The organism is Acinetobacter sp. NS-4 (assembly GCF_037402435.1).
In the GTDB taxonomy this organism is placed as follows: domain Bacteria; phylum Pseudomonadota; class Gammaproteobacteria; order Pseudomonadales; family Moraxellaceae; genus Acinetobacter.
Window position 1 is genome coordinate 45,123 of sequence record NZ_JBBEUE010000004.1, and the last position, 26,904, is coordinate 72,026.

Annotated in this window: 28 protein-coding genes and 2 pseudogenes; 16 read left to right on the forward strand and 14 right to left on the reverse strand. The window is 40.6% G+C overall.

Annotated features, from left to right (window positions below):
- The first annotated feature begins 1 nt into the window (after position 1).
- Both WAE57_RS04330 and ligA read left to right on the forward strand, forming a co-directional pair.
- Positions 2 to 943, forward strand: a complete 942-nt coding sequence (locus WAE57_RS04330) for a cell division protein ZipA C-terminal FtsZ-binding domain-containing protein (protein WP_337708570.1) — start codon at positions 2 to 4, stop codon at positions 941 to 943.
- A gap of 91 nt (positions 944 to 1,034) precedes the next feature.
- A complete protein-coding gene (gene ligA / locus WAE57_RS04335) occupies positions 1,035 to 3,068 on the forward strand; it encodes an NAD-dependent DNA ligase LigA (protein ID WP_337708572.1) in 2,034 nt (677 codons plus the stop codon).
- Between the two features lie 42 nt (positions 3,069 to 3,110).
- On the opposite strand, the gene WAE57_RS04340 is transcribed toward ligA, so the two are convergent.
- Positions 3,111 to 4,178: an aldehyde reductase gene (locus WAE57_RS04340; RefSeq protein WP_337708574.1), complete on the reverse strand. Its 1,068-nt coding sequence runs from the start codon at positions 4,176 to 4,178 to the stop codon at positions 3,111 to 3,113.
- A gap of 477 nt (positions 4,179 to 4,655) precedes the next feature.
- Here WAE57_RS04340 and bfr point away from each other — a divergent pair, with 477 nt between their 5' ends.
- Positions 4,656 to 5,120 (forward strand): bacterioferritin, encoded by a 465-nt coding sequence (gene bfr, locus WAE57_RS04345; protein ID WP_086174911.1) that lies wholly within the window; start codon positions 4,656 to 4,658, stop codon positions 5,118 to 5,120.
- 151 nt (positions 5,121 to 5,271) lie between these two features.
- Here bfr and WAE57_RS04350 read toward each other — a convergent pair whose 3' ends face one another.
- Positions 5,272 to 5,841 (reverse strand): peroxiredoxin, encoded by a 570-nt coding sequence (locus WAE57_RS04350; protein WP_337708577.1) that lies wholly within the window; start codon positions 5,839 to 5,841, stop codon positions 5,272 to 5,274.
- A gap of 147 nt (positions 5,842 to 5,988) precedes the next feature.
- Between WAE57_RS04350 and WAE57_RS04355 the strand changes: the two genes are divergently transcribed.
- From WAE57_RS04355 to bioD, 5 genes are all read left to right on the forward strand, one after another.
- On the forward strand, positions 5,989 to 6,720 hold the full coding sequence (locus tag WAE57_RS04355; RefSeq protein WP_337708579.1) for a hydrolase: 732 nt from the start codon (positions 5,989 to 5,991) through the stop codon (positions 6,718 to 6,720).
- A gap of 84 nt (positions 6,721 to 6,804) precedes the next feature.
- Positions 6,805 to 8,100 (forward strand): adenosylmethionine--8-amino-7-oxononanoate transaminase, encoded by a 1,296-nt coding sequence (gene bioA / locus WAE57_RS04360; protein WP_337708581.1) that lies wholly within the window; start codon positions 6,805 to 6,807, stop codon positions 8,098 to 8,100.
- On the forward strand, positions 8,097 to 9,254 hold the full coding sequence (locus WAE57_RS04365; protein WP_337708584.1) for an 8-amino-7-oxononanoate synthase: 1,158 nt from the start codon (positions 8,097 to 8,099) through the stop codon (positions 9,252 to 9,254). The genes bioA and WAE57_RS04365 overlap by 4 nt, the downstream gene beginning before the upstream one ends.
- Positions 9,255 to 9,263: 9 nt before the next feature.
- Complete coding sequence (gene bioC / locus WAE57_RS04370) at positions 9,264 to 10,034, forward strand: malonyl-ACP O-methyltransferase BioC (protein WP_337708585.1); 771 nt, start codon at positions 9,264 to 9,266, stop codon at positions 10,032 to 10,034.
- On the forward strand, positions 10,031 to 10,675 hold the full coding sequence (gene bioD / locus WAE57_RS04375; protein ID WP_337708587.1) for a dethiobiotin synthase: 645 nt from the start codon (positions 10,031 to 10,033) through the stop codon (positions 10,673 to 10,675). Before bioC ends, bioD begins: the two co-directional genes overlap by 4 nt.
- Before the next feature lie 418 nt (positions 10,676 to 11,093).
- Here bioD and rluB read toward each other — a convergent pair.
- The 3 genes and pseudogenes from rluB to WAE57_RS04390 all read right to left on the reverse strand — a co-directional run.
- Positions 11,094 to 11,948, reverse strand: a pseudogene (gene rluB / locus WAE57_RS04380) (23S rRNA pseudouridine(2605) synthase RluB); the annotation flags it as partial.
- A gap of 41 nt (positions 11,949 to 11,989) precedes the next feature.
- A complete protein-coding gene (gene scpB, locus WAE57_RS04385) occupies positions 11,990 to 12,580 on the reverse strand; it encodes an SMC-Scp complex subunit ScpB (protein ID WP_337708589.1) in 591 nt (196 codons plus the stop codon).
- On the reverse strand, positions 12,577 to 13,371 hold the full coding sequence (locus WAE57_RS04390) for a ScpA family protein (RefSeq protein ID WP_337708591.1): 795 nt from the start codon (positions 13,369 to 13,371) through the stop codon (positions 12,577 to 12,579). The genes scpB and WAE57_RS04390 overlap by 4 nt, the downstream gene beginning before the upstream one ends.
- A gap of 377 nt (positions 13,372 to 13,748) precedes the next feature.
- Here WAE57_RS04390 and WAE57_RS04395 point away from each other — a divergent pair.
- Positions 13,749 to 14,462, forward strand: a pseudogene (locus WAE57_RS04395) (GNAT family protein).
- 10 nt (positions 14,463 to 14,472) lie between these two features.
- On the opposite strand, the gene WAE57_RS04400 reads toward WAE57_RS04395, so the two are convergent.
- The 3 genes from WAE57_RS04400 to WAE57_RS04410 form a co-directional block, all read right to left on the reverse strand.
- Positions 14,473 to 14,772: a hypothetical protein gene (locus WAE57_RS04400; RefSeq protein WP_337708593.1), complete on the reverse strand. Its 300-nt coding sequence runs from the start codon at positions 14,770 to 14,772 to the stop codon at positions 14,473 to 14,475.
- Positions 14,773 to 14,826: 54 nt separating this feature from the next.
- Complete coding sequence (locus tag WAE57_RS04405; RefSeq protein ID WP_237788357.1) at positions 14,827 to 15,444, reverse strand: L-threonylcarbamoyladenylate synthase; 618 nt, start codon at positions 15,442 to 15,444, stop codon at positions 14,827 to 14,829.
- 84 nt (positions 15,445 to 15,528) lie between these two features.
- Positions 15,529 to 16,191, reverse strand: coding sequence for an elongation factor P hydroxylase (locus WAE57_RS04410; RefSeq protein ID WP_337708597.1), 663 nt, complete (start codon positions 16,189 to 16,191; stop codon positions 15,529 to 15,531).
- Between the two features lie 97 nt (positions 16,192 to 16,288).
- On the opposite strand from WAE57_RS04410, the gene WAE57_RS04415 reads away from it, so the two are divergent.
- The 6 genes from WAE57_RS04415 (at position 16,289) to lysM (ending at position 20,004) form a co-directional block, all read left to right on the forward strand.
- Positions 16,289 to 16,846: a YceD family protein gene (locus WAE57_RS04415; RefSeq protein ID WP_237788355.1), complete on the forward strand. Its 558-nt coding sequence runs from the start codon at positions 16,289 to 16,291 to the stop codon at positions 16,844 to 16,846.
- 77 nt (positions 16,847 to 16,923) lie between these two features.
- A complete protein-coding gene (rpmF, locus tag WAE57_RS04420; RefSeq protein ID WP_004279227.1) occupies positions 16,924 to 17,106 on the forward strand; it encodes a 50S ribosomal protein L32 in 183 nt (60 codons plus the stop codon).
- A gap of 205 nt (positions 17,107 to 17,311) precedes the next feature.
- Positions 17,312 to 18,298 carry an ACP S-malonyltransferase gene (gene fabD / locus WAE57_RS04425; RefSeq protein WP_237788354.1) on the forward strand — a complete coding sequence of 329 codons (987 nt, stop codon included), beginning with the start codon at positions 17,312 to 17,314 and terminating at the stop codon, positions 18,296 to 18,298.
- On the forward strand, positions 18,295 to 19,029 hold the full coding sequence (fabG, locus tag WAE57_RS04430; RefSeq protein ID WP_237788353.1) for a 3-oxoacyl-ACP reductase FabG: 735 nt from the start codon (positions 18,295 to 18,297) through the stop codon (positions 19,027 to 19,029). The genes fabD and fabG overlap by 4 nt, the downstream gene beginning before the upstream one ends.
- Before the next feature lie 83 nt (positions 19,030 to 19,112).
- Positions 19,113 to 19,349, forward strand: coding sequence for an acyl carrier protein (acpP, locus tag WAE57_RS04435; RefSeq protein WP_004651013.1), 237 nt, complete (start codon positions 19,113 to 19,115; stop codon positions 19,347 to 19,349).
- 181 nt (positions 19,350 to 19,530) lie between these two features.
- Entirely contained in the window at positions 19,531 to 20,004 is a 474-nt protein-coding gene (lysM, locus tag WAE57_RS04440) for a peptidoglycan-binding protein LysM (protein ID WP_337708653.1), read from the forward strand.
- 37 nt (positions 20,005 to 20,041) lie between these two features.
- On the opposite strand, the gene WAE57_RS04445 is transcribed toward lysM, so the two are convergent.
- The gene (locus tag WAE57_RS04445; protein WP_337708655.1) at positions 20,042 to 20,641 is read right to left on the reverse strand and encodes a hypothetical protein; all 600 of its coding nucleotides are present in this window, start codon (positions 20,639 to 20,641) and stop codon (positions 20,042 to 20,044) included.
- A gap of 456 nt (positions 20,642 to 21,097) precedes the next feature.
- On the opposite strand from WAE57_RS04445, the gene WAE57_RS04450 reads away from it, so the two are divergent.
- Positions 21,098 to 21,511 (forward strand): TM2 domain-containing protein, encoded by a 414-nt coding sequence (locus tag WAE57_RS04450; RefSeq protein WP_237788350.1) that lies wholly within the window; start codon positions 21,098 to 21,100, stop codon positions 21,509 to 21,511.
- 52 nt (positions 21,512 to 21,563) lie between these two features.
- Here the strand turns inward: WAE57_RS04450 and WAE57_RS04455 are convergent, their stop codons facing one another.
- From WAE57_RS04455 to WAE57_RS04475, 5 genes are all read right to left on the reverse strand, one after another.
- Positions 21,564 to 22,175, reverse strand: coding sequence for a DUF805 domain-containing protein (locus WAE57_RS04455; protein ID WP_337708658.1), 612 nt, complete (start codon positions 22,173 to 22,175; stop codon positions 21,564 to 21,566).
- 112 nt (positions 22,176 to 22,287) lie between these two features.
- A complete protein-coding gene (locus WAE57_RS04460; RefSeq protein ID WP_237786131.1) occupies positions 22,288 to 23,406 on the reverse strand; it encodes a hypothetical protein in 1,119 nt (372 codons plus the stop codon).
- 229 nt (positions 23,407 to 23,635) lie between these two features.
- The gene (locus WAE57_RS04465) at positions 23,636 to 25,654 is read right to left on the reverse strand and encodes a helix-turn-helix domain-containing protein (RefSeq protein ID WP_337708661.1); all 2,019 of its coding nucleotides are present in this window, start codon (positions 25,652 to 25,654) and stop codon (positions 23,636 to 23,638) included.
- A gap of 3 nt (positions 25,655 to 25,657) precedes the next feature.
- The gene (locus WAE57_RS04470; protein WP_337708663.1) at positions 25,658 to 26,596 is read right to left on the reverse strand and encodes a TniB family NTP-binding protein; all 939 of its coding nucleotides are present in this window, start codon (positions 26,594 to 26,596) and stop codon (positions 25,658 to 25,660) included.
- Positions 26,589 to 26,900 (reverse strand): hypothetical protein, encoded by a 312-nt coding sequence (locus tag WAE57_RS04475; protein WP_337708665.1) that lies wholly within the window; start codon positions 26,898 to 26,900, stop codon positions 26,589 to 26,591. Before WAE57_RS04475 ends, WAE57_RS04470 begins: the two co-directional genes overlap by 8 nt.
- Between the last annotated feature and the right edge of the window lie 4 nt (positions 26,901 to 26,904).

Consider the following 26,904-nt stretch of genomic DNA (forward strand, 5'->3'; position numbering starts at 1 on the left):
AATGGAAGTCACCACGATTGTTGGTATTGTTATCGCCGTTATCATTATGTTATTCGGTTTAAGGTTATTGTTTAAAAAACCTGCGGATGCAGCACCTTCATTAGATTCAGAACTTCATGTAAATACAGATAGCCAGCAACCGGTCATTCCTCGCCATGTCCGTGATCAATTACAAAGTGCCCAAGAAGCTGAAAAAGCAGAACGTGTTGAACCGACTTTAGCTGAAAAGACTGCTGAACAGGAACCAGAGCCGAAGCAGGCAGAAGTAAAAACTGAAAAATCTGAAACTGCTCAAGTTGAACCTGTAGAAGCAAAAAATACACTGGCAGATACAACAGCAGAAGTGAAACAGGAGTCAACACTTCAAGCTGAAAAAACTGCAGAACAAGCGTCAGCTGAATTTAACCTGAACAGCAATATCGACAAAGCTGAAATTTCAGACTTTGAAGATGAAAGCAGCATTCTGGATGAACACTTGCACGAACAGCAACGCGTGGATGAAGCCAGTGCATTATCTACTGCGGCCGAGTTTGTGGCTTTAAATGTTTATCCAGAACGTCGCGTACTTTCAGGGGAAAAAACCCTAAAAGTATTGCTTAAATACGGTCTGCGTTTTGGTGAAATGGCTTGTTTCCATCGCTATAGTGAAGATGGCAGTAAGTTATTGTTCTCGGTATTGCAAATTACCGATGAGGGTGCATCCGGTTTCGATCTGGAAACCTTATCCACTGAACAGGTGAAAGGCTTGGCCTTCTTCCTGGCTTTACCACATAGTGATGTACAAAATGCCTTTGATACCATGGACAGTCTTTCACGTTTAATTGCGCGTGAAGTTGACGGTACCGTGTATGATCAGAATAATCAGGAATTTACGCCACAACTGCGTGAGCAATGGCGTCATTTTGCGATCGACTACCGTGTAGGTCAGAGTACAGAAGTTTAATTTGAAACTGGACGACTCGATTTCTATAATAGCGAGTAGATCAAATATTTGTGAAGGGCGGAACTAGACCGCCCTTTTTTATGGTGTAGAAATGACTCAAGATTCAACTATCAAAGCGCAAATGCGTCAATTGATTCAAATTTTAGCCAAGCATAATCATGCTTATTATGTGATGGATCAACCAAGCATTGAAGATAGTGAATATGATCAGCTCTTTCATCAGCTCAAAGCCTTAGAAGAACAATACCCAGAATATATACAAGCGGATACCCCGACCAATAAAGTTGGCGGCAAAGCACTGACTAAATTTGCAAGCGTGACCCATGCGGTACCAATGCTGTCATTGGGTAATGTATTTAACCAGGAAGACCTGTTTGCCTTTGCCCGCCGTATCGAAGAGCGTTTACCGAATCAGAAGATTCAATATGATGTCGAACTGAAGTTTGATGGCTTGGCGATTTCACTGTGGTATGAAAATGGGGTGCTGGTACGGGGGGTTACACGTGGCGATGGTGAAACCGGTGAAGATATTACCCATAATGTCAAAACCATTCGTAACTTGCCGAAAGTGCTTTCATCTGCTCAAGGTTCAGTTCCTGCGCTATTAGAAGTGCGCGGTGAAGTGCTGATGCCTAAAGCCGGCTTTGAAAAACTGAATGCGGAAAATGAAGCCAAAGGTGAGAAGACTTTTGCCAATCCGCGTAATGCCGCTGCAGGCAGTTTGCGTCAGCTCGATCCAAATATTGCCGCCTCGCGTCCTTTGGCCTTCTATGCTTATGGTATTGCGCAGTGTGAACCGCATCATGGTCAAACTACTATGTATGCCAGCCTGGAATGGCTCACCCAATTTGGTTTTGCGGTGGGGGAATGTCATTTTATTTGTGACAATATTCAGGATGTGCAAAAGGCTTATGAAGAAATCAATGCGAAACGCGCGAATTTGAGTGTTGAAATTGATGGTATGGTCATTAAAGTCGATGACTTAAAACAGCAGAAACAATTGGGTTTCTTAAGTCGTGAACCACGTTGGGCAACAGCGTACAAGTTCCCCGCAGTTGCCGCTTTAACTACGGTTGAAAATATTGACTGGCAAGTGGGACGTACCGGTACTTTAACCCCAGTCGCGCGTTTAAACCCTGTTGCAGTGGGTGGGGTAACGGTATCCAATGTCACTTTGCATAATATTGGTGAAATCCACCGTCTGGATGTCCGTATTGGCGATACGGTCAGTGTTTACCGTAGTGGTGATGTGATTCCCAAGGTGGAAAAAGTTTGGCCTGAGTTTCGTCCTGATGAGGCGGTAGCCGTCCATCTTCCTGAAAATTGTCCAGTCTGTGATTCGCCGGTGGTGATGCCGGAAGGTGAAGCTTTGGCGCGTTGTTCAGGTGGTTTGTACTGTGCAGCACAGCGTATTGAAGCGATTCGCCATTTCGTTTCGCGCAAAGCGCTAGATATTGAAGGCCTGGGTGATCGCTGGGTGGAATCTTTATTGCACCTCGAGTTGTTGAAAAATGTGGCCGATATTTATTGCTTGCATGAACATCGTGAACAACTACTCAGCATTGAAAAAATGGGGGAAAAATCTGTTCAGAACCTGTTTGATGCAATTGAAAACAGCAAGAAAACCACGCTGGCTTCATTCATTTATGCACTGGGGATTCGTGGCGTAGGTGAAACCACAGCACGCATGCTAGCCAATACCTTCCAGACTTTTGATGCCCTCAAAGCTGCCGATCTTGAAGCCTTAAAGAAAACACCAGATGTCGGTGATATTACCGCTGAATGGATTATCGATTTTTTCCAGGCTGAACATAACTTGGAAGTGGTGAATCGTTTGCTTGAAGCCGGCATTCACTGGGATGCACCAATTGCACCTACACGTCAGCCTCTTAATGGTGAGAGCTGGGTGGTTACCGGGACGCTAAGCAGTATGGGACGTGATGAAGCGACACAGTTACTCCAAGCCTTAGGCGCGCGTGTCAGCGGTAGCGTGTCGAGTAAAACCAAATGCGTGGTTGCAGGTGAAAAAGCCGGTTCTAAACTTGAAAAAGCTGAAAAGCTGGGCGTGCAAGTGATGAATGAAACTGACTTTTTAAGCTTGATGGCTGAATACGGACAAATGTAAAGTTCAACTAAAAAGCCACCGCGAAGGTGGCTTTTTTACAGCTTAAGGAATGTACTTTTTCACCACACCATCATCCAGTAATTGCTGGAAATGCTCAACCAAACTGGTTTCAATATTACGGTATTGCATGCCCAGTTCCTGCTGACTTTTACTGGCATTAAAATAGATTGGATAACCCATATTCAGTTCAACAAATGACTTGGAAAAACCAGCCAAAGGCCCAAACAGTTTGAAAGCCGCTTTCGGGAGCTGGTTGCGTGGGAAAGGGAATTTAGGACCAAAGTTCAGACGTAAAATCTTCCCCATTTCCAGTAAGCTCATTGTGCCGCCACTAATAATGTAGCGACCTTTGGCATCCGGATTAAAAGCAGCTTGAGTATGTGCATCCGCTACATCTCGGACATCCACAATGCCATTCCACATCGGCGGTACACCGAGTAAAGTCATGCCGTTGGCAAACTGTTGCAGCACTTCTACACTGCCTGACTGGGTATTTGCGGTTAATGAGGGACCGAGAACCAGCGCAGGGTTAATACAGACCAAGTCCCAACGTTGCTGTGCTTGTTGCATATCCCATGCTTTACGCTCTGCCATAACCTTGGAGTAGGAATAGGGTTGATGTGTTTCTGAACTGGTGGTATTCCAATGTGACTCATCAAACTCATTCTTTGCGGTGTGTTGAATATCAATCGCATCTCCATAAGTAGAGGCAATACTCGAGGTCACGATCACACGTTTAACTGACTCGGTTTTATTGACACTGTTCAGCACATTTTCAGTACCTAAAATAGCAGGTTCAATAATGTCTTTTACCGCATCTTTAAAGTTGTTCACCACAAAAGGCGATGCCATATGCAACACGATTTCACAGCCTTGCATGGCTTCATCAAATGAATTGGCTTCAAGTAGATTGGCTTTAAATAGTTTAAGTGTTCCCGTGGTTTTAGCGGCAATTTTATCTAAATGTGCAAAGCTTGGCTTTTTGTTCAGGTCACGGACAGTAGCATGTACGGTATAACCTTGCTCCAGTAAATTTTTAATGACCCAACTAGCGATGTAGCCTGTCGCACCTGTCACAAGAATGGGTGTGCTATGTTGTAGATTCGTCATGAGTTAAACCATTGTTGTTTTTAAGTTTGCGCATATCTTAGAGTGAAATCACAGGCGTGTCTTTGACTGATTGATGCTTACTTTAGCTAAAAGTTGTACTTGGTAATGCTCTATTTCCTATAAATAAATAATCTACTTGTATCTAATTGGTTTAAAACCAGCAGGGTGGGTTGCTGAACGCCTGTCAAGTGAGACAGGTATTGCAAAGTTCATGTTTTTTATTGGCGGAGGAAATAAGAACTATTTGTAAGCGTTACAAATCTTAAAAATATACTTTTACAGTTTAAATAAGCCTTGTGGAAATTTCTTCAATTACGCAAAGGCTTATTTTATATATGGAAAGTTTTGTTAAATAAACTGCAAATGCGTATGTTTCTCATTTTAATTTTATAAAAATCATAAACTTACATAATTTATATTTTGCATTAAGGGGCGGTTTTGTCCATAATATTAGAAAAAGGGTATGGAGTAATTGAAATGCGTGGCAATCCAGAAGTCGTAGACTATCTAAATATGTTGATCGGTGGCGAACTGGCGGCTCGTGATCAATATCTTATTCATTCTCGCATGTATGAAGATTGGGGTTTAACTAAGATTTTTGAACGGATCGACCATGAAATGCAGGAAGAAGCATCGCATGCCGATGCGATTATTCGCCGTGTATTATTCCTGGAAGGTACACCGAATATGAACCGTGATGACATCGAAACAGGTGAAGATGTGGTCACATGTTTAAAAGCGGATTTAAAACTCGAATATCATGTGCGTGAAAAACTGGCGCAAGGTGTGAAACTTTGCGAAGAAAAAGGCGATTACGTTACCCGTGAGATGCTGCGTCAGCAAATGTCTGATACTGAAGAAGATCATACCTACTGGTTGGAAAAACAAATTCGTTTAATTGAACTCATTGGTTTGCAAAACTATATTCAATCGCAAATGTAAGATTGCAAATTTAGACATAGAAAGCCTGACAGTAGTCGGGCTTTTTTTATATCTTTATTTTTATTATTTGAACCCGGTTTATCATTTGTGCCGAATCGTACTGTCTAGAGTTTGAATATTTGAATATTTGAATATTTGAATAAGCGAAGATCTATTTAGAAAACTTTTGAATATCTGTCAGAACCTGAGCCGCATGTGATTGTGTATTAATACTATTGTAGTGGTAAACAATGGTTCCTTTGGGATCAACCAGAAAGCTTTCCCGTTTGGCTATTTTAGTAATACCTAGGTTACGGACAATTCCGAATTGATCTGCCAATTGATGATTGTGGTCTGCCAGAATAGGAAAAGGTAAAGCTAACTTTTCTGAAAATTTTTGATGAGACTTCACATCATCCAGACTGACGCCAAGTACTACCGCATTATTTTTTATAAACTGCGGATAGAGTGCCTTAAACTGATTGGCTTCCTGAGTACAGCCGGGAGAGTTGTCTTTAGGATAGAAATATAACACCACCCATTTGCCTTTGTACTGGCTCAAGGAATGCCATTGACCATTTTGATCCTGCAATTTAAATGCAGGTGCAGCTTTTCCGACCCACTGTTTTTGAGCCTGTTCTGATTTAGAAAAAATGGAGTTTTCAGCATAACCCGGCTGAGACAATACAGTCATACAACTGATCCATAGCAATCCAGCTTTGCATATTTTAGAAGCTTTCATAATATTTTTGTTGTTGGAAGAATGCTTAAATACTAACAAAATAATCTTCATTAGACGTACATCATTTTTTGATGGATTTGGTGCAGTTTAAAAGCAATAAAATTTTATATACTGCAGTCAATCAGAGCATAAGTTTAAAGGTCAACATTGCAGCAACGTATTTTACTCATCACAGGCTGGGGCGGTGGCAGCAAACTGCTCAATCCTTTAAAGCAGGCTTTAGAACAGCAAGGGCATCAGGTTGAACTGTGGAATATCTTCAATGCTCTGGATGAGCAGGTGTTAGTGCAGCAAGCCGAACTGGCCCGCCAGTTTGATGTAATTGCTGGCTGGTCATTGGGTGGTCAGCTGGCCACAGTTTTGGTCGATCAGATTCAAAAGCAGCATGGGCTGGAAAAAGTATTGATTACTTTGGGTTCTAATCCCTGTTTCGTAGCAAATGATACATGGTCTATGGCAATGGATCAGCCGACATTTCAGCAGTTCAAACAGTCATTTGAGCAGGATGCCATTTCAACCTTAAAAAAGTTTGGCTATATGGTGTGTCAGGGCACAGCAACCACCAAAGCTGACTTCATCACTTTACAAAGTTTGATTCAGCCACAATCTATTGACCTATTAAAACAGGGATTATTGTGTCTTGAACAGTTAAATAATGTAGATATCTTGAAAAACTATTCAGGTGCTCAATTGCATGTCTTTGCAAAACAGGATTTTTTAGTTAGTTACAAAGTTCAAAGAAATTATCAGAAATTCAATGCAAAGTTTTTAGAGTCTGAGCTGATGAGTGGCTCTCATGGTTTTCCTTTGTTTGAAGCTGAAATAATAACTGGCAAAATCTGTCATTTTTTAAAGAAAATAGAACAAATAAACGGATAACTGGTTTATCTCGCAATTTCTTTTTATTTTCGTCAGGTTTAAGATCATGAAAAATTGATTTCAAGCATCTGCATGGAGTGATGGATGACCGAGTTAACCGATCTGGACTTTGATCTTGCGCATATCTGGCATCCTTATACCTCCATGACTGATCCATTGCCGACCTTTAAGGTTAAGCAGGCTTATGGAGCAATCATTGAGCTGGAAGATGGACAACAATTGATTGATGGCATGTCTTCCTGGTGGTGTACCATTCATGGTTATAACCATCCTGAACTGAACAAGGCAATAACCGATCAGCTGCAAAACATGTCGCATATCATGTTTGGTGGATTAACTCATGATCCCGCGATTCAACTCGGCAGACTTTTATTAAAAATAACGCCGCCCAGTCTGGACAAAATTTTCTATGCGGACTCTGGATCGGTCGCGGTAGAAGTGGCGTTAAAAATGGCGGTACAGTTTTGGACTGCACAAGGCCAAACTCAGAAAACCAATTTTGTCACGCCGCGTTCTGGCTATCACGGTGATACCTGGAATGCCATGTCAGTCTGTGATCCAGTCACGGGCATGCACCAAATTTTTGGCTCCAGTTTACCCAACCGTTTCTTTGTTGCTGCGCCGCAAGTCGGTTTTTATGATGAATGGAATCAGGATGATATTGCTGAACTGGAAAAAATTTTAGCTGAACATTATCAAAGCATTGCTGCCTTAATTCTGGAGCCGATTGTTCAGGGTGCGGGTGGTATGCGTTTTTATCATCCTGAATATTTGCGTCAGGCCAAATTGCTGTGTGAAAAATATAATGTGCTGCTGATTTTTGATGAAATTGCCACCGGTTTTGGTCGTACCGGCAAGCTGTTTGCCTGGGAACATGCCGGGGTTGAACCGGATATCATGTGTATCGGCAAGGGGCTAACTGGTGGCTATATGACGCTTTCGGCTACCTTAACCAGCAAACATGTAGCAGAAACCATCAGTCAGGGTGAGGCGGGTGTGTTTATGCATGGCCCAACCTTTATGGCCAATCCACTGGCATGTGCTGTAGCGCTAAAAAGTACCGAAGTTTTATTGGCACAAGATTGGCAAAGCAATATTCAACGCATCGAAGAACAGTTACAGCAACAGCTGCAACCGCTGGCACAGCTCGATTATGTGCAGGATGTTCGGGTGCTGGGGGCGATTGGTGTGGTGGAGCTGACATTTAACGTCGATATGAAAACCCTGCAACAGCAGTTTGTGCAACGCGGCATCTGGATTCGTCCCTTTGGCAAACTGGTCTATGTAATGCCGCCTTATGTCATTACTGAAGTAGAACTCAATACCTTGTTGCAACAACTGGTCGAAGTCGTAAAACAGATGCAGGAGGAAATGGCATGAGCCTGTTGGATAACTATGCAGCGAAGCTGGATGAATTAAAACAGCAGGGCAATTTGCGGCAATTTACTTCCAATGTTCAGCAAGGCCGAATGATTGAAATCCAGGGTCATAAAATGCTTAATCTCTCATCCAATGATTATTTGGGTTTGGCCTCTGACTTGAGTTTACGTGAACAATTTTTTGATGAAACGCCAAATGAGCTGCGCAGAATGAGTTCATCTTCTTCACGTTTGCTGACCGGTAACTTTGCTGAATATGAACAGCTGGAAGCCAGCTTAAGTCAGGCTTTTCATGGTCGCGCTGCGCTGTTATTTAACAGTGGTTATCACATGAATATCGGTATTTTACCTGCGCTTAGTGACAGTAAAACCCTGATTCTTGCCGATAAACTGGTGCATGCCAGCATGATTGACGGTATTCGTTTATCTACCGCCAAATATGTGCGTTATCGGCACAATGACCTGAAGCATCTGCAAAAGCTTTTACAGCAATATCATACAGATGAGGCTTTTGAGCGCATTATTGTGGTCACGGAATCCATTTTCAGCATGGATGGTGATGAAACAGATTTAGCTGAACTGGTGCGCATCAAACAGCAATTTTCTAAAGTCATGCTGTATGTCGATGAAGCACATGCCATTGGTGTGAGAGGTGAGCAAGGCTTGGGCTGTGCAGAACAATATGGCGTGATTGATAATATTGACCTGCTGGTCGGAACTTTTGGTAAGGCAATGGCTTCGGTCGGAGGATATCTGATCTGTCATCCCATTATCCGTGAATATCTGATTAATACCATGCGTCCACTGATTTTCAGTACCGCCCAGCCACCCATGTGTATGGCCTGGAGCAATTTTATTTTCCAGAAAGTTTTGGACTTACAGCAACAACGCCAGCATCTGCAACAGATCAGCCAAAATCTGCAACAGTCGGTACAGGCCAAAGGCTTTGAGTGTCCATCGACTTCACATATTGTGCCGGTAATTATTGGTGAGTCGCAAAGCACGGTGGAAAAGGCCAAGCAGCTACAACAGGCCGGTTTTTATATTATGCCGGTACGTCCGCCCACAGTGCCAAAACACAGTTCCAGATTGCGTATTTCACTGACTTCACAAGTCAATCAGACCGATCTTGAACAATTGGTGGCATTGTTGTGAGTTCTAGCCGTGAATATTGATAAATCCCAAATTTCACAGCGTTTTGCCAAGGCCGGGCAAAGTTATGCTCAACATGCGGTGGTGCAAAAACAGATTTGCCAGCATTTAATTGGGTTGATGCAAGAATACATATCCAAAAACAGTTTAGACCGTGTGTTTGAAATCGGTTGTGGATCAGGCAATTTAAGTCACTTGCTGATGCAGCATTTTGCAATCCAACAACTGTTTTTAAATGACCTGTATCCTGAAGTTCAGCAGCATTTTCAAAATGATCCGAAACTAAAATGGTGGATTGGCGATATTGAGCAATTGGATTTTCCACAATCCCTTGATCTGGTTGCGTCCAGTTCGGCCTTGCAATGGGTCGGTGATCTGGAGGCTGTTTTTAAAAATTGTGCAGATGCTTTAACGCAGCAAGGCTATTTGTGTTTCTCGACTTTTGGTCAGCAGAATTTACAAGAAATTAAGGCACTGACTGGACAGGGATTAGATTATCTCACTCTTGCAGAGATTCAGCACAAGCTGCTCAAACAAGGCTTTGAAATCCTGCATCTTTCCGAAAACCTGGAAATGCTGAGCTTTTCCCATCCTAAAGCTGTGCTACAACATTTAAAGGCTACCGGGGTCACTGCAACCGCTTCGCAGCATCGCTGGAGCAAACAGTCTTTACAGCAGTTTTATCAGGGCTATCAGCAATTTTCACAACTTGATCAGATGGGACAACGACAATACCAGCTCAGTTACCATCCTATTTATTGCATTGCTCGGAGCACAGCATGACAGCAGATGTTTATTTTATCAGTGGGATTGATACCGGAATTGGCAAGACTTATACCACAGGCTACTTGGCCAAGTTATGGAATCGGCAGGGCAAAAAAACCATTACCCAAAAGCTGGTGCAAACCGGCAATACCGATATTTCTGAAGATATCGAACAGCATCGTGAAATTATGAAAATGGGCTGGTTTCCGGAAGATGAAACTAAATTGACCATGCCGGAAATTTTTACTTATCCGGCTTCGCCGCATTTGGCGACCAAAATTGATGGTCGCGAAATTGATTTTCAGAAAATTGCAGATGCAACTCAGCAATTGGCGAATAAATATGAGGTGGTTTTGCTGGAAGGTGCTGGTGGCTTGATGGTGCCTTTAACCACAACATTACTGACCATTGATTATGTGGCAGAAAAGAAATTCCCGGTAATTTTGGTCAGTTCAGGTCGTTTAGGCAGTATTAATCATACTTTGCTGAGCTTAGAAGCTTTAAAAAGTCGTGGTCTGGAACTGTTTGCCCTGGCTTATAATTTAAATGACGAATCGCAAGATGCATTGATTTCTAAAGATACATCTGAGTATTTAAAAGCGTATTTGGCGAAACATTTTCCCAAAGCACACTGGATTGATATTCCTGTTTTATCCTAATTCTCCCCTAAAAAAAGGGTATAAAAAAGCCACTCAATAGAGTGGCCTTTTTATTTGCAAGGAAAAGCTTTAAAAATTAAAACTTCTTAAAGCTTTTGTTGCCAAATGGTTTACGTGGTGCATTTTCATCACGACGTTCGCGTTGGCCATAAGTACCTTGATTGCCAAAGTTTTCAGGACGGTTTTCACGCTGTGTATAGCTATTACTGTTGCCTTGACGTGATTCACGCTGAGCATAAGTGTTTTGGTTGCTGTCTTGGCGACGCTCACCGCGTTGGGCAAAACCATTGCTATTGCTATCACGACGTTCGCGTTGAGCATTACCGGTCTGGGTGTTCTCTTGACGGCGTTGCGCATGACCATTCTGGTTTTCACGGCGATCACGCTGTGCATAGGCCATTGGGTTTTGATTTTCACCCTCTTCGGTGTCACGGCGTTGCTGACGTAAATAACCGCCACGACGTGCCGCCATTGGTTTATCTTGCATGCGCTCAGTACGACGTTTTGCCATACCAAACAAGCCTGTGCCTTGACGCGGTTTTAACTCAACAGCTTTGGTTAAGTTATCGATATCGTTTTTATCGAGTTCCATCCAGCGACCGGTACGAAGTTCGCGCGGTAGAATGACAGTACCATAACGGGTACGAAGCAGGCGGCTGACTTTTAAACCTTGTGATTCGAAAATACGACGCACTTCGCGGTTACGACCTTCTTTCACCACCACCTGATACCAACGGTTAATCCCGTCACCACCAATTTCAGTGAATGATTCAAATTTTGCCGGACCATCATCTAAAACAACGCCTTTAAGCATATTGTTTTTGATTTGTGGTGTTACTTCACCCATTACGCGAACCGCATATTCACGTTCAATTTCGTTTGATGGGTGCATGAGGCGGTTGGCCAATTCACCATCATTCGTGAACAGTAAAAGACCGGTCGAGTTAATATCCAGGCGGCCGACCATGACCCAGCGATCATTGGCAATCGCAGGCAGTTGCTCGAATACGGTTGGACGTTGTTCAGGATCATTGCGTGAGCAAATTTCGCCTTCTGGTTTGTAGTAAATCAGAACACGACGACGAATTTCATCTTCAATCTGGAATTGGACTTTACGACCATCGATGCGAAGCTCATCACCCGGTTCAATGCGTTCACCCACTTGGGCAACGCGTCCATTGATACTCACACGACCAGCAGCAATGACTTCTTCCATATAACGGCGAGAACCCAAACCTACGCGTGCAAGCACCTTTTGTAATTTTTCACTCATGACAGCATAACCTTAGAAATTATCATCAACAGTTCACCTATCTATGACCTCGGTGCGTGAGCATCGAGCGCCATAAAAGCTTCCTTGGCATCCTGCAGGGGAGGCAATTGACCCAGTGAAGACAGGCCAAAAGCATTTAAAAATTGTGGCGTTGTAACTAACAACGCGGGTCTTCCCGGAAGTTCTCTAAAACCGGACTCTTTAATCCAGTTCCAGTCAAACAATGATCGAAGGATCTGACTATTGTTTGAAACTCCACGAATCTGTTCAATATCTGCTCGGGTTACTGGTTGATGATAAGCAATCACAGCAAGGGTTTCGAGCAGGGTAGGCGATAAACGAGTTGGTCGTTCCGGCCACACCTGAGTAATGATATTGCGATATTTAGCCCGAACCTGGAAACGGAACCCTTGTGCGGTTTCTACCAGTTCGATTGATCTGCCATGTTGTAGCATGGCGAGCTGTTGTAACAACTGACGCAATTCCTGTTTATTATATTGATTTTGGAAGGCTTCTTTCAAACGTGCAAGCGAAACAGCTGTTTCACTGGCAAAAATAATGGCTTCCAGTTGCATCAAAACTTCATGTTGGTTATCAGCAACAGATAGGGGTATCGCTTGATCATTTATCATGCTTGTACTCCTTGAATCGCCAGTGGTGCTTCAATACCTGTCGCAATAATATTCACTTTTTGTTGGCGTGTAAGTTCTAAAATGGCCATAAAGGTGACCACCATACCCATACGTCCTTGACTCGGTTTCAGCAAGGCCTCGAAATGCAGGATTTCACCTGACTGTAAGCGGCTTTCAATAAAAGCAATGCGTTCTTCTAGCATTACGGGTTCTTGTTGAATTTGATGGACCAGCGGTTCTGGGCGGTTAAACACACAAAACAGGGCATCGCGTAGCTGGCTGACATCATAGCCTTCATTGCTTTGCACCACATGCCCCAGACTGACATTGCTTGGAAAGGTATCACGTTCCAGAACCGGCATCTGACCCAGACGTTCAGCCGCCTGTTTCACCCGTAAATAGGTTTCCAGTCGGTCAATCAGTTCTTGTTTAGGATCTTTTTCAACGACGATGCTAGCACTTGGTTTTGGTAGTAACAGTCGTGATTTCAGGTCTGCCAATAAGGCTGCCATCACCATATAATCTGCCGTCAGCTCAATATTCAAGGACTTCATGGCATCCATATAAGATAGATACTGTGCGGCAATCGGAGCGATGTCGAGCTGTAATAAGTCGAAACCGCTTTTTTGAATCAGGTAAATCAGGAAGTCGAGTGGACCTTCGAAATGCTCTAACAGAATTTCAAATGCAGCAGGAGGAATATATAAATCCTCTGGAATCGATTCTTGCCACTCATCCATAACACGGATGTGTGAGCTTGGCTCCATAGGATTATGGATAGGTTGATTCATTGCAGTTATAGGCCACGCGAATTTTCAAAGGCATGCAGAAGGCTTTTGCTTCGATCTCGCATCGAAAGAAAAAGCACGTAATTTAGTAAGCGCTAGTGTAATGGAAATTTGACTTCAAATAAATTAGTTAAGTGATCAAATACAAAAAAACCTGAAATTAAGTAAGGTTTTTGAGCGGCTTGATTATGTGAAATGGACTGGTTTTGTAGGATTTTGATTCTTTAGACCGATCTATTTGATTTAATATTTAAATTTTCATGGACAAAGCTGGCCATGTCTCCAGCCTTATATACTGAATAAAATTAAAGAAAGTCCGGAATAGAATAAAACAAAATTTTTGGACAATATGAAAGCCAATAAAAAGAAATCTAATTGTCATGAAAAATAATCAAACACTACAAGAAAATGAATATGGTCAATTTATTGGACTTCCGGTGTCTAATCCTTTCCCCATCAGTTTTTTAGCAGACCGCTTGTATGGAAAACATGCCACCTTGCAGGTGCTGTCCTCAGCAATACTTGACCCGAATCGGATGCAGCAACTTTGGCAATGTGTACATGGCGAAGTAGATCGCAGTTGTTGGACTTATTTGCCTTATTCAGGTTTTGAAAGTGCAGAGGAATTACGGGCTGCTCTTGAAAAGAGCTTTGGTTTTAAAGATTCAACCCATTATCTGGTTGAGGTTAATCATACGTTTGTGGGATGGCTAGGCTTGCTGAATCAGCGTTCTGCAGATCATGTTATTGAAATTGGAAATATTTATTTTTCATATTTAATGAAACAGTCCACAGCTTCGACAGAAGTTATTTATTATTAAAAACTTGTTTTGAGCAGGGCTTTCGCCGTGTGGAATGGAAGTGTGATGACTTGAACCTGCCATCCAAACGTGCTGCCTTGCGTTTTGATTTTCAGCATGAAGGCACTTTTCGTCAAGACCGTATTTGCCAAAGGCCGTAACCGTAATACCGCCTGGTTTTCCATTCTGGATCAAGAATGGCCTGAATTGGAAAAGGCCTATCTGGCTTGGTTAAAAGCCGATAATTTTGACATGAATGGTCAACAAAAAATGCGCTTGCGTGATTTTCTTTAATGTTACTGCGCTATTGCGATGAGTGATCTGTTGAGGTGTGTTCAGACAACTTGAGGATGAATTCGATCATTCGTTGCGCACTGTCTTGCAGGCATAGATTCTGAGTTTGATAGAGGCTGGATAATTTCTGAATCAATGCAATTTCTGAGAAAAACGCATATGCGGTGTTATTGATCATCAGGGATGGGGCTTGTTCAGCCTCTGCCGCAATAACTTTGACTTCAGACTCAAGTGTCCAGGGAATTTCCGCATAAATTCGACTGTTTGCTGTAAAATCATGAGGATTGAGTAGCACATAAAACAGATCCATTTTAGCGCTACTCCTTGATCCTGATCACTCCCTAATATTTAATCTTAACAGTGCTTATTCAAACGCGCTGACATCACCCATACCACGTCGGATCACTTCAGGATGATCACCGGATAAATCCACAATACTGGTGGTATTTAAAATTCCCAGACCGCCATCGACAAATACATCAATCCGTTTGCTTAGTTCCATTTCAATATCATACGGATCATCTAAAGGCTCTGTATGATTGGGAAGAATCAGCGTACTGGTTAATAGCGGTTCGTCCAATTCCTTCAATAACATTCGACAAATCGGATTGCTTGGAATACGCAGGCCAATCGTTTTCTTTTTAGGATGCATCAGTCGCTTAGGGACTTCACTGGTTGCAGGTAATATAAAGGTGGTGACAGCGGGGGTATTGTTTTTAAGCAACCGATACATGGCATTGTCCACCTTGGCATAGGTAGCAATATCGGATAAATCACAACACAAGATGGCATATTGATGTTTCGGCCCTAAGCCACGAATCTGTGCAATCCGCTCCATGGCATTTTTATTTCCGATCTGGCAGCCAATGGCATAAGCGGCATCGGTCGGGTAAACCACCACATCACCGGCGCGAATCCGCTCTACCGCCTGAGTGATCAAACGCGGCTGAGGATTATCAGGATGTATTCTTAAATGCAGCATATTTATTCTCTCCCGACTTGTTGTTAGACATTATCTGTTGATTTTACAAAGTCTTGCAATCAGGCTGTGATGATTTTGTGTAATTTAATCCAGCATGTGACGTTGAAACTCATCACTTTGTAATGTTTTGCCACCCCGGGTACAGGCACAGATACAGACAATAAAATGTGCAGCATCACGTGGAAGCTTGGCCTCACCTTTAAAATATTGTTGAACCTGAGCAAAAACATTGTCTTTAAAGCTGGCACCATTACCACTATCACCAGTTAAATTATCTAAAGACACGCGAAACTTTCGTCCAAAGGCCTTGGCAAACATCCATTCAATCGCTTGCGGCTTGATTTCGACCTGTTCAAACAGCGCTTGCTGTTCGGCGCTGCGGCCATCCGGAGCATACCAATAGCCTAAATCTGGCAATAAACGACGCTTTTCACCTGCAATGGTCCAGTGGCTGATTTCATGCAAGGCACTATTAAAGAAACCATGGGCAAATTGAATACGGGCAGGAGTATCTGCAGTTGCCGGAAAATATTCAGGTTCAAAATCACCTTTGACTAAACTCACATTTAAGTGGGAAAACCAGTGATTAAAGTGTAGTATAAGCCAATCTACTTGTTGAACTTCTGTTTGCAAACTGGCCCAAGGTGAGAGTTGCACAGGGTCGATATAAACAGCAGAACTTGAGGTTGAATAAGTGGTTAACTGTAATGAAGTGGTGACTTCAGGTTGCGGCTGCAACTGATGCATGACTTGTATTACCCAATTGATCTGTCTAAATAAGTACAAAATTGTATCTTAATCTTTGACAGAGTACCGATGAATTTGTAGAATTGCCGCCTTAATTATGTCAGCAAATACCTTTCCGGCACAGATTGAGCCGTTTAAATGGGCTGAACAAGGCTTTACATGGTCAGGTACACTGCCATTGTCTCGCTTTGTTCGAATTTCCCGTGAAGCTGTTGGATCAATTGATAACCAATTGATCAACATAGACTGTAAGCTATCAATGGATGCGTATCATCGTGTCGTATGGTTAGATGGTCATGTTGAAACGAAAGTGCCAATGGAATGTCAGCGTTGTCTGAATCCCGTTGAAATCTCTCTCGTTTCAGACTTTCATTTAGCGCTTGTGGATGATGAATCACTGATAGAGCGCTTGGATGAGGATGCTGATTTCATCGTCTTAGGTGAAAGTGAAGCAACGACAAAAGGTAGCTATGATGCGCCTGCGACGGCTGATTTACTTTCTCTGATAGAAGATGAATTGTTATTGTTGGTGCCTTTGTCTCCTAAGCATGACGTTTGTGAGCATAAGCATCAACCTGCCGCTGAGGACATTGTCGAAGAAAAACGGGACAACCCGTTTGGTGTTTTGGCAAGTTTGAAGGGTAAACTTAACTAATTTTTGTGTTATACTGTTAAGTATAAGACAACTGAATTTGTTCTGATCCATTTTTTCGATCTTTGTAAGGAGCCATCATGGCCGTTCAGCAAAACCGTAAAAGTCGCTCTCGCCGTGACATGCGCCGTTCACATGACGCTTTAACCGAGAATGCATTAACTGTAGACCAAGCTACTGGCGAGACTCACCGTCGTCACCACGTATCTAAAGATGGTATCTACCGTGGTCGCCAATTATTCGCTAAAGCATCTGCTGAATAATTGATGATGTATTAAGCGTCAAGCTTAGTAGAAAAAATGGGAGCGTTAAGCTCCCTTTTTTTGTGCTGTATTTTTGTTGTATTTGGCAATTACCAAAACAAAAATTAAATGTTAAATTCCGTTCCGTAAATAAGCTTACATAAGTGTATGTTGGTTATTTAACCGATTGTTGAATAACAATATCACTTCATTACAGGATTTTTTTATGTCTGCTAAACAACTCGAGCAAGTCGCTCAAGCAACGAAAACAGCATTTGTATTTCCGGGTCAGGGCTCACAAAAAGTCGGCATGCTCGCAGAATTGGCTGAACAGTTTAGTAGCGTGACAGAAACTTTTGCAGAAGCATCGGCAGCTGTGGGTTTTGACCTATGGCAGATTGCACAAAGCGGCGAAGGTTTAAATCAGACTGAATTTACCCAACCTGTATTGTTGACAGCATCAATCGCTTTATGGCGTGTGTGGTTAGAATTGGGTGGGGTGGCACCAAAATATCTTGCAGGACACTCTCTGGGTGAATACAGCGCATTGGTTGCCGCTGGAGCGATGTCACTGGGTGATGCAGTTAAGCTGGTGAATTTGCGTGGCAAACTCATGCAAGATGCAGTACCGCAAGGTCAGGGCGCAATGGCCGCTATTTTGGGTCTGGAAGATGCCAAAGTGCTTGAGCTATGTGAACAGGTCAATATACAGGGGCGTGGTTCAGTAGAAGCTGCTAACTACAATGCTCAGGGCCAGGTGGTGATTGCCGGTGATAAGACTTTGGTAGAGGCGGTCATGGACTTGGCTAAAGAAAATGGCGGTAAAGCCATTGCCTTACCGGTGTCTGTGCCATCACATTGTTCACTGATGAAACCTGCTGCTGACAAATTTGCACAAGCTTTGGAACATACTGCCATTGAGCTACCTAGCCTTCCTGTAATACAAAATGTCAACGCGGAAATCGCGACAGATGTGGCAGGGTTACGTCAGGCATTGACTGCACAATTGTATCAATCGGTGCAATGGACCAAGACCATGCAGTTCCTTCAAGATCAGGGAGTGCAGTACGTGGTTGAATGTGGTCCGGGTAATGTGCTTGCCAACCTTGCGAAGCGTTTACCAAATATCGAAAAAGCATTCCCACTCGACAGCAACAGTCGTATGGAAGATGCGCTAAGTGCCATTTTAGTGGCGGAAGGAAAAATTGCATGACACAGGAACGCAAAGTTGCATTAGTGACAGGCGCGAGCAGAGGGATTGGTGCAGCCATCGCTCAGCAATTGATTCAAGACGGTTATTTTGTAGTAGGTACAGCCACTTCAGAAGCAGGCGCAGAAAAATTATCTGCAAGTTTTGCTGAAAATGGCGCAGGTAAAGTTCTGGATGTACGTGATGCAGCAGCGATTGATGCTCTGGTTACAGAAATTGAACAAAAACATGGCCCTGTACTTGCATTAGTGAATAATGCCGGTATTACCAAAGATAATTTGTTACTGCGTATGTCAGAAGATGATTGGGATGACATTCTCAATATTCATTTGAAAGCCGTATATCGCCTGTCTAAGCGTGTTTTAAAAGGCATGACCAAGGCACGTTTTGGCCGCATTATTAATATCAGTTCTGTCGTTGCACACTTTGCAAATCCAGGACAGGCCAACTATTCTGCTGCCAAAGCAGGCATAGAAGCGTTTGGTCGCAGTCTGGCAAAAGAAATGGGAAGCCGCCAAATTACCGTGAATGCCGTGGCTCCTGGCTTTATTGCAACAGAAATGACTGAACAACTCAGTGAAGACATTCGCAAGAAAATGAGTGATCAAGTGGCGTTAAACCGTTTAGGTGATCCACAAGATATCGCAAATGCCGTAAGTTTCTTGGCTTCCGAGAAGGCAAGTTACATTACCGGTACTGTTTTACATGTAAATGGCGGTTTATACATGAGCTAAGCTCAACTATAAACTTTGCAAAAATAAGATATTCAATTAAACTAACGGCATTAAAAACGCCACAAGCAATGAGGAGAATTCCTGTGAGCGATATCGAACTACGTATCAAACAAGCGGTTGCAGAACAACTTGGTCTTAAAGCTGAAGAAATCAAAAACGAAGCATCTTTTATGGATGACTTAGGTGCTGACTCTTTGGACTTAGTTGAGCTTGTTATGTCTTTCGAAAATGATTTTGACATCACTATCCCTGATGAAGATTCTAACGAAATCACAACTGTTCAATCAGCTATTGACTATGTTTCTAAGAAACTAGGTTAATTGTTGTTTCAGCTCTGCTGAATATAAAAAAGCCACCGAAAGGTGGCTTTTTTATTGAATAATTAAAATTACATATCTTTACTGATGCTTGACCAAAGACAACCTTTCTGTGAATAGATTTTAGGTATAAAAAAAGAGCGCTATTTTTAAATCGTACAAATAATAATGATGGAGAAATACAATGGGTCTTTTTGATTTTGTAAAAGGTATTGGTAAAAAAAATACAGCACCCGCAGAACAACAGGCTGCGCCTGCCACTCCAGCTGAACCCTCTGCACAGGAAATTGCAAACAAGCTTCTAGGGCATATCAAGGCATTGGGACTACCTGTAACTGGGCTATCTGTTAGTTATAATGGCACGACGGATCTGGCGACCATTAAAGGTCGGGTGCAAAGCCAGGCTGACCGTGAAAAAATTGTATTGGCGGTGGGAAATATCGATCATGTCGCCCAGGTGGATGATCAGATGACAGTCGCTACCCCGGCACCTGAAAGTAAATTCTATACCGTCAAATCGGGAGATACCCTGTCTAAAATTTCCAAAGAATTTTATGGGGATGTTAATCAATACAACAAAATATTTGAAGCCAACCGTCCCTTGCTAAAAAATGCCGATGACATTTATCCAGGGCAGGTGCTGCGTATTCCGGCCTAAACAGGGAATGATAAAAAGCGCGGAGAGCGCTTTTTTATTAAAATTTGTGCTGCAGTTTTCGTCTGGCAAATTGTGCTCTGCCTAAAAAAAATTTAGGGTCTAAATAGTAGTGTTGCGCCAAAATCTGGATCAGCTGTCGTCGGTTGTCCTCATTCAACATATTCAGGTCGATATGCGCCATTTTATATTGCTTGCGGAATTCAGGCTTTAAAATAAAGCCGATCCTGCAGGTTTTCCACTGTTGCGCCTTGCTTAATGCTTCTGCTGTGAGAGGCTTTAGCATACGATACTTTGAGGCATGCGAAGAATAAAGCTGGGCTTTGAACAGCCTATCGCGCTGCACCAGCTTATTGAGCTTTATTCCTAAGCTTTGAACAGATATGCTTTGGCTAGTGACCACAAGTTTAATGTTCATCGCTATACAGGCCAGTATGATGACGAGTGTTACCACTAACCAGCCCGATAGGGATTGATGCGATAAATACTGAATCAGGCTACTGAAATCCTGAACCATATTGATGCTACTGAGTGAATGCTGCGCTAAAACAATAAATATGGCAGGGATAAAGATCAGCCCAATTAAATAACGCGGAAGATAACGACATTGAAATAGGGAATATTCAGCTGCTATGTCCATGAACCATCACCTTTCAAGAAAATGATAAAGAGGGTGTGATTGCAATTTTTTGTGCAATGACTATTCCATCACGGGACAGCTATTGCATGCGGTTGTGATCAATGTGACTCCAATTGAGTTGCATCTGGATTTTTTAATGCTCGTTTTCGCGCATTATTTTCTTGTATTGGTCTTTCCTGTGCTCATCTATTGTAAGTTTTTTGAGCTTAGTCGGGTTTGGCTATTTTTGTTGTAGATTTGAGTGTGAACGTAAATCTTGTTATGCAATTTTTAGATTCAAATTTTTACGCTTTAAAGTATAAAGCGGCTGCTGAGATTTTTTATTGGTTAAAAAATTAGCCGAAGGAAATAAAAAACAAAGCTGATACGCCTAGAAAAATGTGATTAAAAATATTTTAAATGTGTGCAATTGAACGTATGCTTTAAAAGCTAATATAAAGAAAAATAAGGGTATTTATGAAAGGTCAGATATTGGATTTTTCTATTCAAAGTAATTCTGGTGTGATTAGTGGCGATGACCAGAACCGCTATAACTTTTCTGGAGCAAGCTGGCGTGGACAAGTTCCACCTGCTAGAGGTCAGAAAGTTGATTTTACCGTGGATGGAACAGGTCAGGCCAACGACATTTATGTGCTGAGTTCAGCTCCAGCATTTGCGACTCAATTGGGTGAGAAAAACAGGATTGTGGCTGCAATTTTAGCCTTTTTTCTCGGTGGCTTCGGTGTACATAAGTTTTATTTAGGGCAAGTTGGCTGGGGCATTGTTTATCTGATTTTCTTCTGGACCTTTATCCCTGCGATTGTGGCTTTCATTGAGTTCATTATTTACTTATGTACCTCAGATGAAGATTTTGCCCGAAAATATGGTTAAGTCGAGATAAATGAAAAAGGGCGATCAACGCCCTTTTTTTTGATTCTAAGATTTAAATTTGTCGAGCTGGCTGACCCCATTGATTGCTTTCAGCCTTGGTGTCGGTTGCCCACCAGATGATAAGGGGAATAATGCCAATAACAGTCAGGACAAGAAGTTGCCACCAACCAGAACGATTTGTGTCATGTAGGCGACGGGCACCGACAGCTAAGCTCGGTAGCAATAAGGCCAGATTCAATAAGCTATTTAAAAGGCGATCTGTACCGAGTATTGCATCAATCATTTGTACAATAATGCCCAAAATGAAAGAAACCAGCATAAAGAACCAAAATTCCTTACGTCGTGCACGTCCATCAAAGGTGACATAATTTTTAAGACATTTTACAAACCAGTCAATTATATTAAATTGTTCTTCAGATTGATTCTGGTTTGAAATTTTATCCAGTTGCTCAGACAGGTTTTGAATAGGGTTGTTGCGGTTGAGAGTAATATAGATCTGAGTGGCATTACCGGCATCGTCGACAGCAAAATCGACATGTTCGCCACGATTAGGCGGGCGCTGACCTCGCCATTCCGCACCAGTAAAGTTATAGCGATTTTGGTCATCCCCACTGATAATGCCTGTGTTGGTCTGGATGGAAAAATCTAGAATTTGCCCTTTCATTTTAGCCTCTATTTTTATGGATATTAAGTCGTAAATGTAGTGTTGTTATTCAATTTTATAATAGTAGAGCAGTTTGAAAAATAAACATTTTATTTTGCTGAATGAGTTATGGCTATTCAGCTATTGCTCGGATGTTTTTCAGGCTTGCTGAATCAATAAAATAATCTTGAAAGAAACCCTGTTTAATTTCGATATTATAGTTTTGCTGCGGTTGCAGTTTGTTGTTAAATCCAGATATACGGTCTGAGACATAAATTTTATCTGTACCCACATTTTCTGCTAAGTTTGGAGGCAAACGCCAAATTTGTACATTATTCTCTAAACTTTCTAAAGTGAGCGTACTGTTCAGAGTTGAATGATGGGATTCACTATACCAACGATTCAATTGCAAGCTGACAAAATAAAGAGCAGCACCTAAAAAAATACCGCTACAGATGGTTCCAATGTATGGATATTTTTTATTTTCTGCCCGAATAAAAGGGTAGGCTAATAAGGTCATCACAATGATCAATGGAATTGCCCATAAATAAGATTCAACTGCAAAATGTTGTGCCTTGAATAGATATACGGGGGCAAACATTGCAGCAATCACCAGGAGGACACTGAATATAATCAGCGAAGGGGTGCGATTGCCAATATCTTCGCTCGCATATTTAGCTTTAATATCTGCTATGTTTGCCATTTCAATACGATTGGCATCAAAGTTCCAAAATCTTTGAATATTTTTAATAAATTCATTTGATTGCTCATCTGAAAGTATTGATAAAGGTAAAAGATCTAAACTTGATTTCATGAGTGTTCGCTCATTTTTATCATGGACAAATTTTAAGAAACCATGTTTACGCCAATAATCTGCATCTTCACGAATTTTATTTTTGCTAAATAAAGGTTTTAGCCATATTGAATCTGGATTTGAAACAATGTGTCGTGGATTGGGAATGATTTTAATATCATGCACATATTGACGCTCGATTTCACTCCTGTAGAAAGGTCCAAAAGAATAAATTGCTCGATGTGTAGTCAAAATGAATCGAGGAAATAAAGAAATGATTCCGCCTAGAAATAACAAAATGAGATCATAAACTTTGTTAAACGGAAAATTTTGATTGACGAGTTCAGGCCAACGTATCAACAGCATAATTGGTGTGATGAGTAATAATAAAGTTGCTGTGAGTTTGCATAGACGTGGATAAATTTCGATAATTTCACGTTCACCGGATTCTAGTTTCATTAGATGAATTCTTCTTTTAAGTAATATATTGATGTTTTTTGATATGCTAAGTTTTTGTGTTTTATCAATTTACCATAATTTTTAAGCATAAAAAATCCCGCCATATAGACGGGATTTTTGAACAGTGAATGACATATAACATGAGATTTAGTTATTCACTTAAATCAATAGCTTTAAATTTTTTATGACATATGATCTCAGCTTCTTTTGACACATAAGTTAAGACTTTTTAGAAATTTATGTCATATAAGTTAAGATTTTTTTTACCATAGCCTGCTTCTATCAGTTTTTTAACATCCTCTCTTTTAAACAACCTAACAGAGTAATTGTGATTGCCGTGAAGATATGGCTTGATCAATCCTCTAGAGACCATATTAGTAATATGAGTTCTATGCATTCCAAGAAGATCGTTAGCCTCTGATGCTGTACAAAAATCCTTGTTAATTTCTAAGACATGATCAACCTGTCTTTTTGGTAGTGATTGCCAATAACCTACATCTCGAAGTGTCAAATAGCCAGTCATGATCCAATTCTTCTGTAGTTGGTCAGCTGTGCAGTTAAGCGCTTTAAGTACATCATCTATAGAGATAAAAGAAGGGTCATTCTTTAATTGTAGTAATAGATCGATGCTTCTTCGTGGAATGCGGTATGGGCGTTCATTTATATCTTCAACTAACAAACATTCTTGTTTAATGAGTTGAGCTATTTGGGCTGATGAAAGATTGAAAAGTTTAGCAGCGTCATTCAGATTGATGAAATCATTGTTGTCGCTTTCTATCACAGTTCCTTTTTTCTTGCGCCCCAAATTGTTCTTGTAGGTGACTATATTCTCAATCATAGATTTATCTAAATGTTGAATGTCTTTTCTAGCATAAAAAGAAGGATAAAGTTTATTGATGTAGATTGGATCGATTTTTAAACTAGAAAGTTTATCTCTTAGTGTCAGTGGCGAAACGTCTAATTGTTTAGCCAGTGGGCTTAAGAAAATATATTTTTCATTAAAATCGTTGATAAAGTCTTTATGAAGACAAAGCTGTGTATAACGATTGAGATACTTTTTGGTCGTTGGAATATCTGGAATCTTAAGAAATAAACGGGTGTTTCTATCATTGATATCCAGTATTTTCATCATTTCAGGAATAGTATAATAATGATTGGATTCATCAGCTAGGTATGGTGGATGACGATATTCATATGTACCATTGATATTTCTTGCATCATTAATCAACCAATCCTCAAGTATTTTGGCACTGAAACTATTTTTTTCATTATTTACAAGCTGATCATGATATAGAATTCCTGCATTTAATCTTTTATGAAATGATGAAAAGCTAACTCCAAGTATATGTCTTGCTTCATTTTTATTAAATTTTCTATCAATAAGTTGCGATGAAAATTTTTTATAGTCATTAAAGTGAGACAGGATCTTAGCCAAAATATGCTCGAATCTAGCCTTTTTTTGAGAAAAGGGAAGTAATTGAATACGAGGATGAGCATAAACTAGATTTTCTTCGATTTTCTGAATAAGTAAAGCTACAAAATGCTTTTCATTTTGGAAATAATCGTAAGATAGTCTCAAGATAAAAGAGTTATTTACTTGTATGTTTAAGTTTGAAAAATACTCAAGTAGTGCGATCCATATGTCATAAAATATTTCTATAAAATTGTCATTATTAGTGTTTAGGTTACTGAGAAACCAATGATTAGTATTGATATCATTTTGAGTTGATGATTCGCTTTTATGTTCTCGAAGATCATAGTGACAACTAGTGCATTCAAATAATGACCTACGATTTACTGGTAATAGACCATGACAGTTTGGACAGCTAATTGTTAAACTAATTTTGTGTTCCAGACAAATTGTTAAAGGATTTAATAACCAGTTTTTTCTCCAATAACCATTATTTTCTAAGCAAATTGGACGGAATTTATTTAAACCTAATGATAGGAGTTGAGGCTGAATTATTTGATTGTTATTCCAGAAAAAATATTGAAATGTTGGAGGAGTCTTTCTAATCACTAGTTTCAACAAATCATCGGAAAATTTTAAGTGTTCTATAACTTTTTTGAGTTTATTTTCATCAGTAAATATCGCTTCATAAGATAAGGTATAAATTGAAATGCCAGTGTTATTCAACATTTGCTTCGGTGATTGATAACCATTTATATAAGAGGCTCTAAGAAAAAATCCAGCTAAAAATTCATCTGAAAATGGAATCGGTGTATGTGTAAGTATTGATTTTTTCATGATTTAAATCAGTATTTCAGTAACTTGATTAGGGGAGAGTTGAAAAATATTTTTTTGAGTCATAGGCTTATACTTGATATTTTTCAATGTATAAGCTTCATTAAAATCACTCATAGAAACAACAAAACGATCGTTCTTTAAAGCATTTAAACAGCTTTGATATAGAAGCTCCATTACGTATGCTTCATAACCACTCGTTGCCAGAAATATGCGCTTTAATAGGTCTTGTGTTGTAATTTCTGGATCAAATTTAATATTTATATTTTCAGAAATATAATTAGATGTTTGTTTAAGAAACGGTTTAAGTGTTCCCGCTTCGTTATGTATGTTTAGCGTTAATGGATTGAGTTTTAGGACACGAGAAAATCTTCGTGCTAACTGACTATCAATAAAGAGATTATCTTGAATGTTAGGTAGACCTGCTAAGCATATAGATATTTGAGTTTCATCAGCTAAGGTTTTGATCCAATTTGCGACAAGCTCACAAGTAGATTTATTTTGAACACTTGAACTATATAAATGATGAAATTCATCAAGCATGATCAGTTGTGTTTTACATTCTTTTAAGAGAATACGTAATCGATAATTCAAATCTGCACTTGTACTTTTAATGTCAGTACAACCCAGTTCTTGAAGCATTCGGATTGCAATACTTTTAATTGTGATTGGAGAGGGAACAGCTACATAGAAAGCAGGTACAATGTACTTATCTACGTTATTTTCAATGCAGTGATAGGGCTTATTCCTACCTCTAATAACTCGACATAACATAGATTTACCAACACCACCTTCGCCTAGTAATAGACATCCTACAGGTTGGTTATTTATATAGCTTATATCCCTACATTCTTCTATAGCATTTAATGCATTTGAAAAATCAGAATGGTGACAAACAAAATTTCTTAATTTAGCGAGAGTTTGAATGTGAGTATAATTATTCATCGAAATTAATCTCTTCGTAGAAAAAATCGGTTAGATCCATCGGTAAATTGTCATATGTAAGATGATTGTCTTCTTCTATATGATTAGTAGATGACAGCGCATCAATTTCGTCATTATGTAAATTTGCTAGATTTAACCGATCTTCCTGCTGTTTAATCATCAGAGGTAAGTCATTTTTGGCTTGTCTAAAACGTTTGTTCTTCTTGTTAAGTGTTTGTATTTTTAATAAGAAGTTTAAGCGTGCTAGATATAGAGTCTCTGCATTTTTGATTTCATCTGGATCAGATTTATACTTTTCACGCAATATT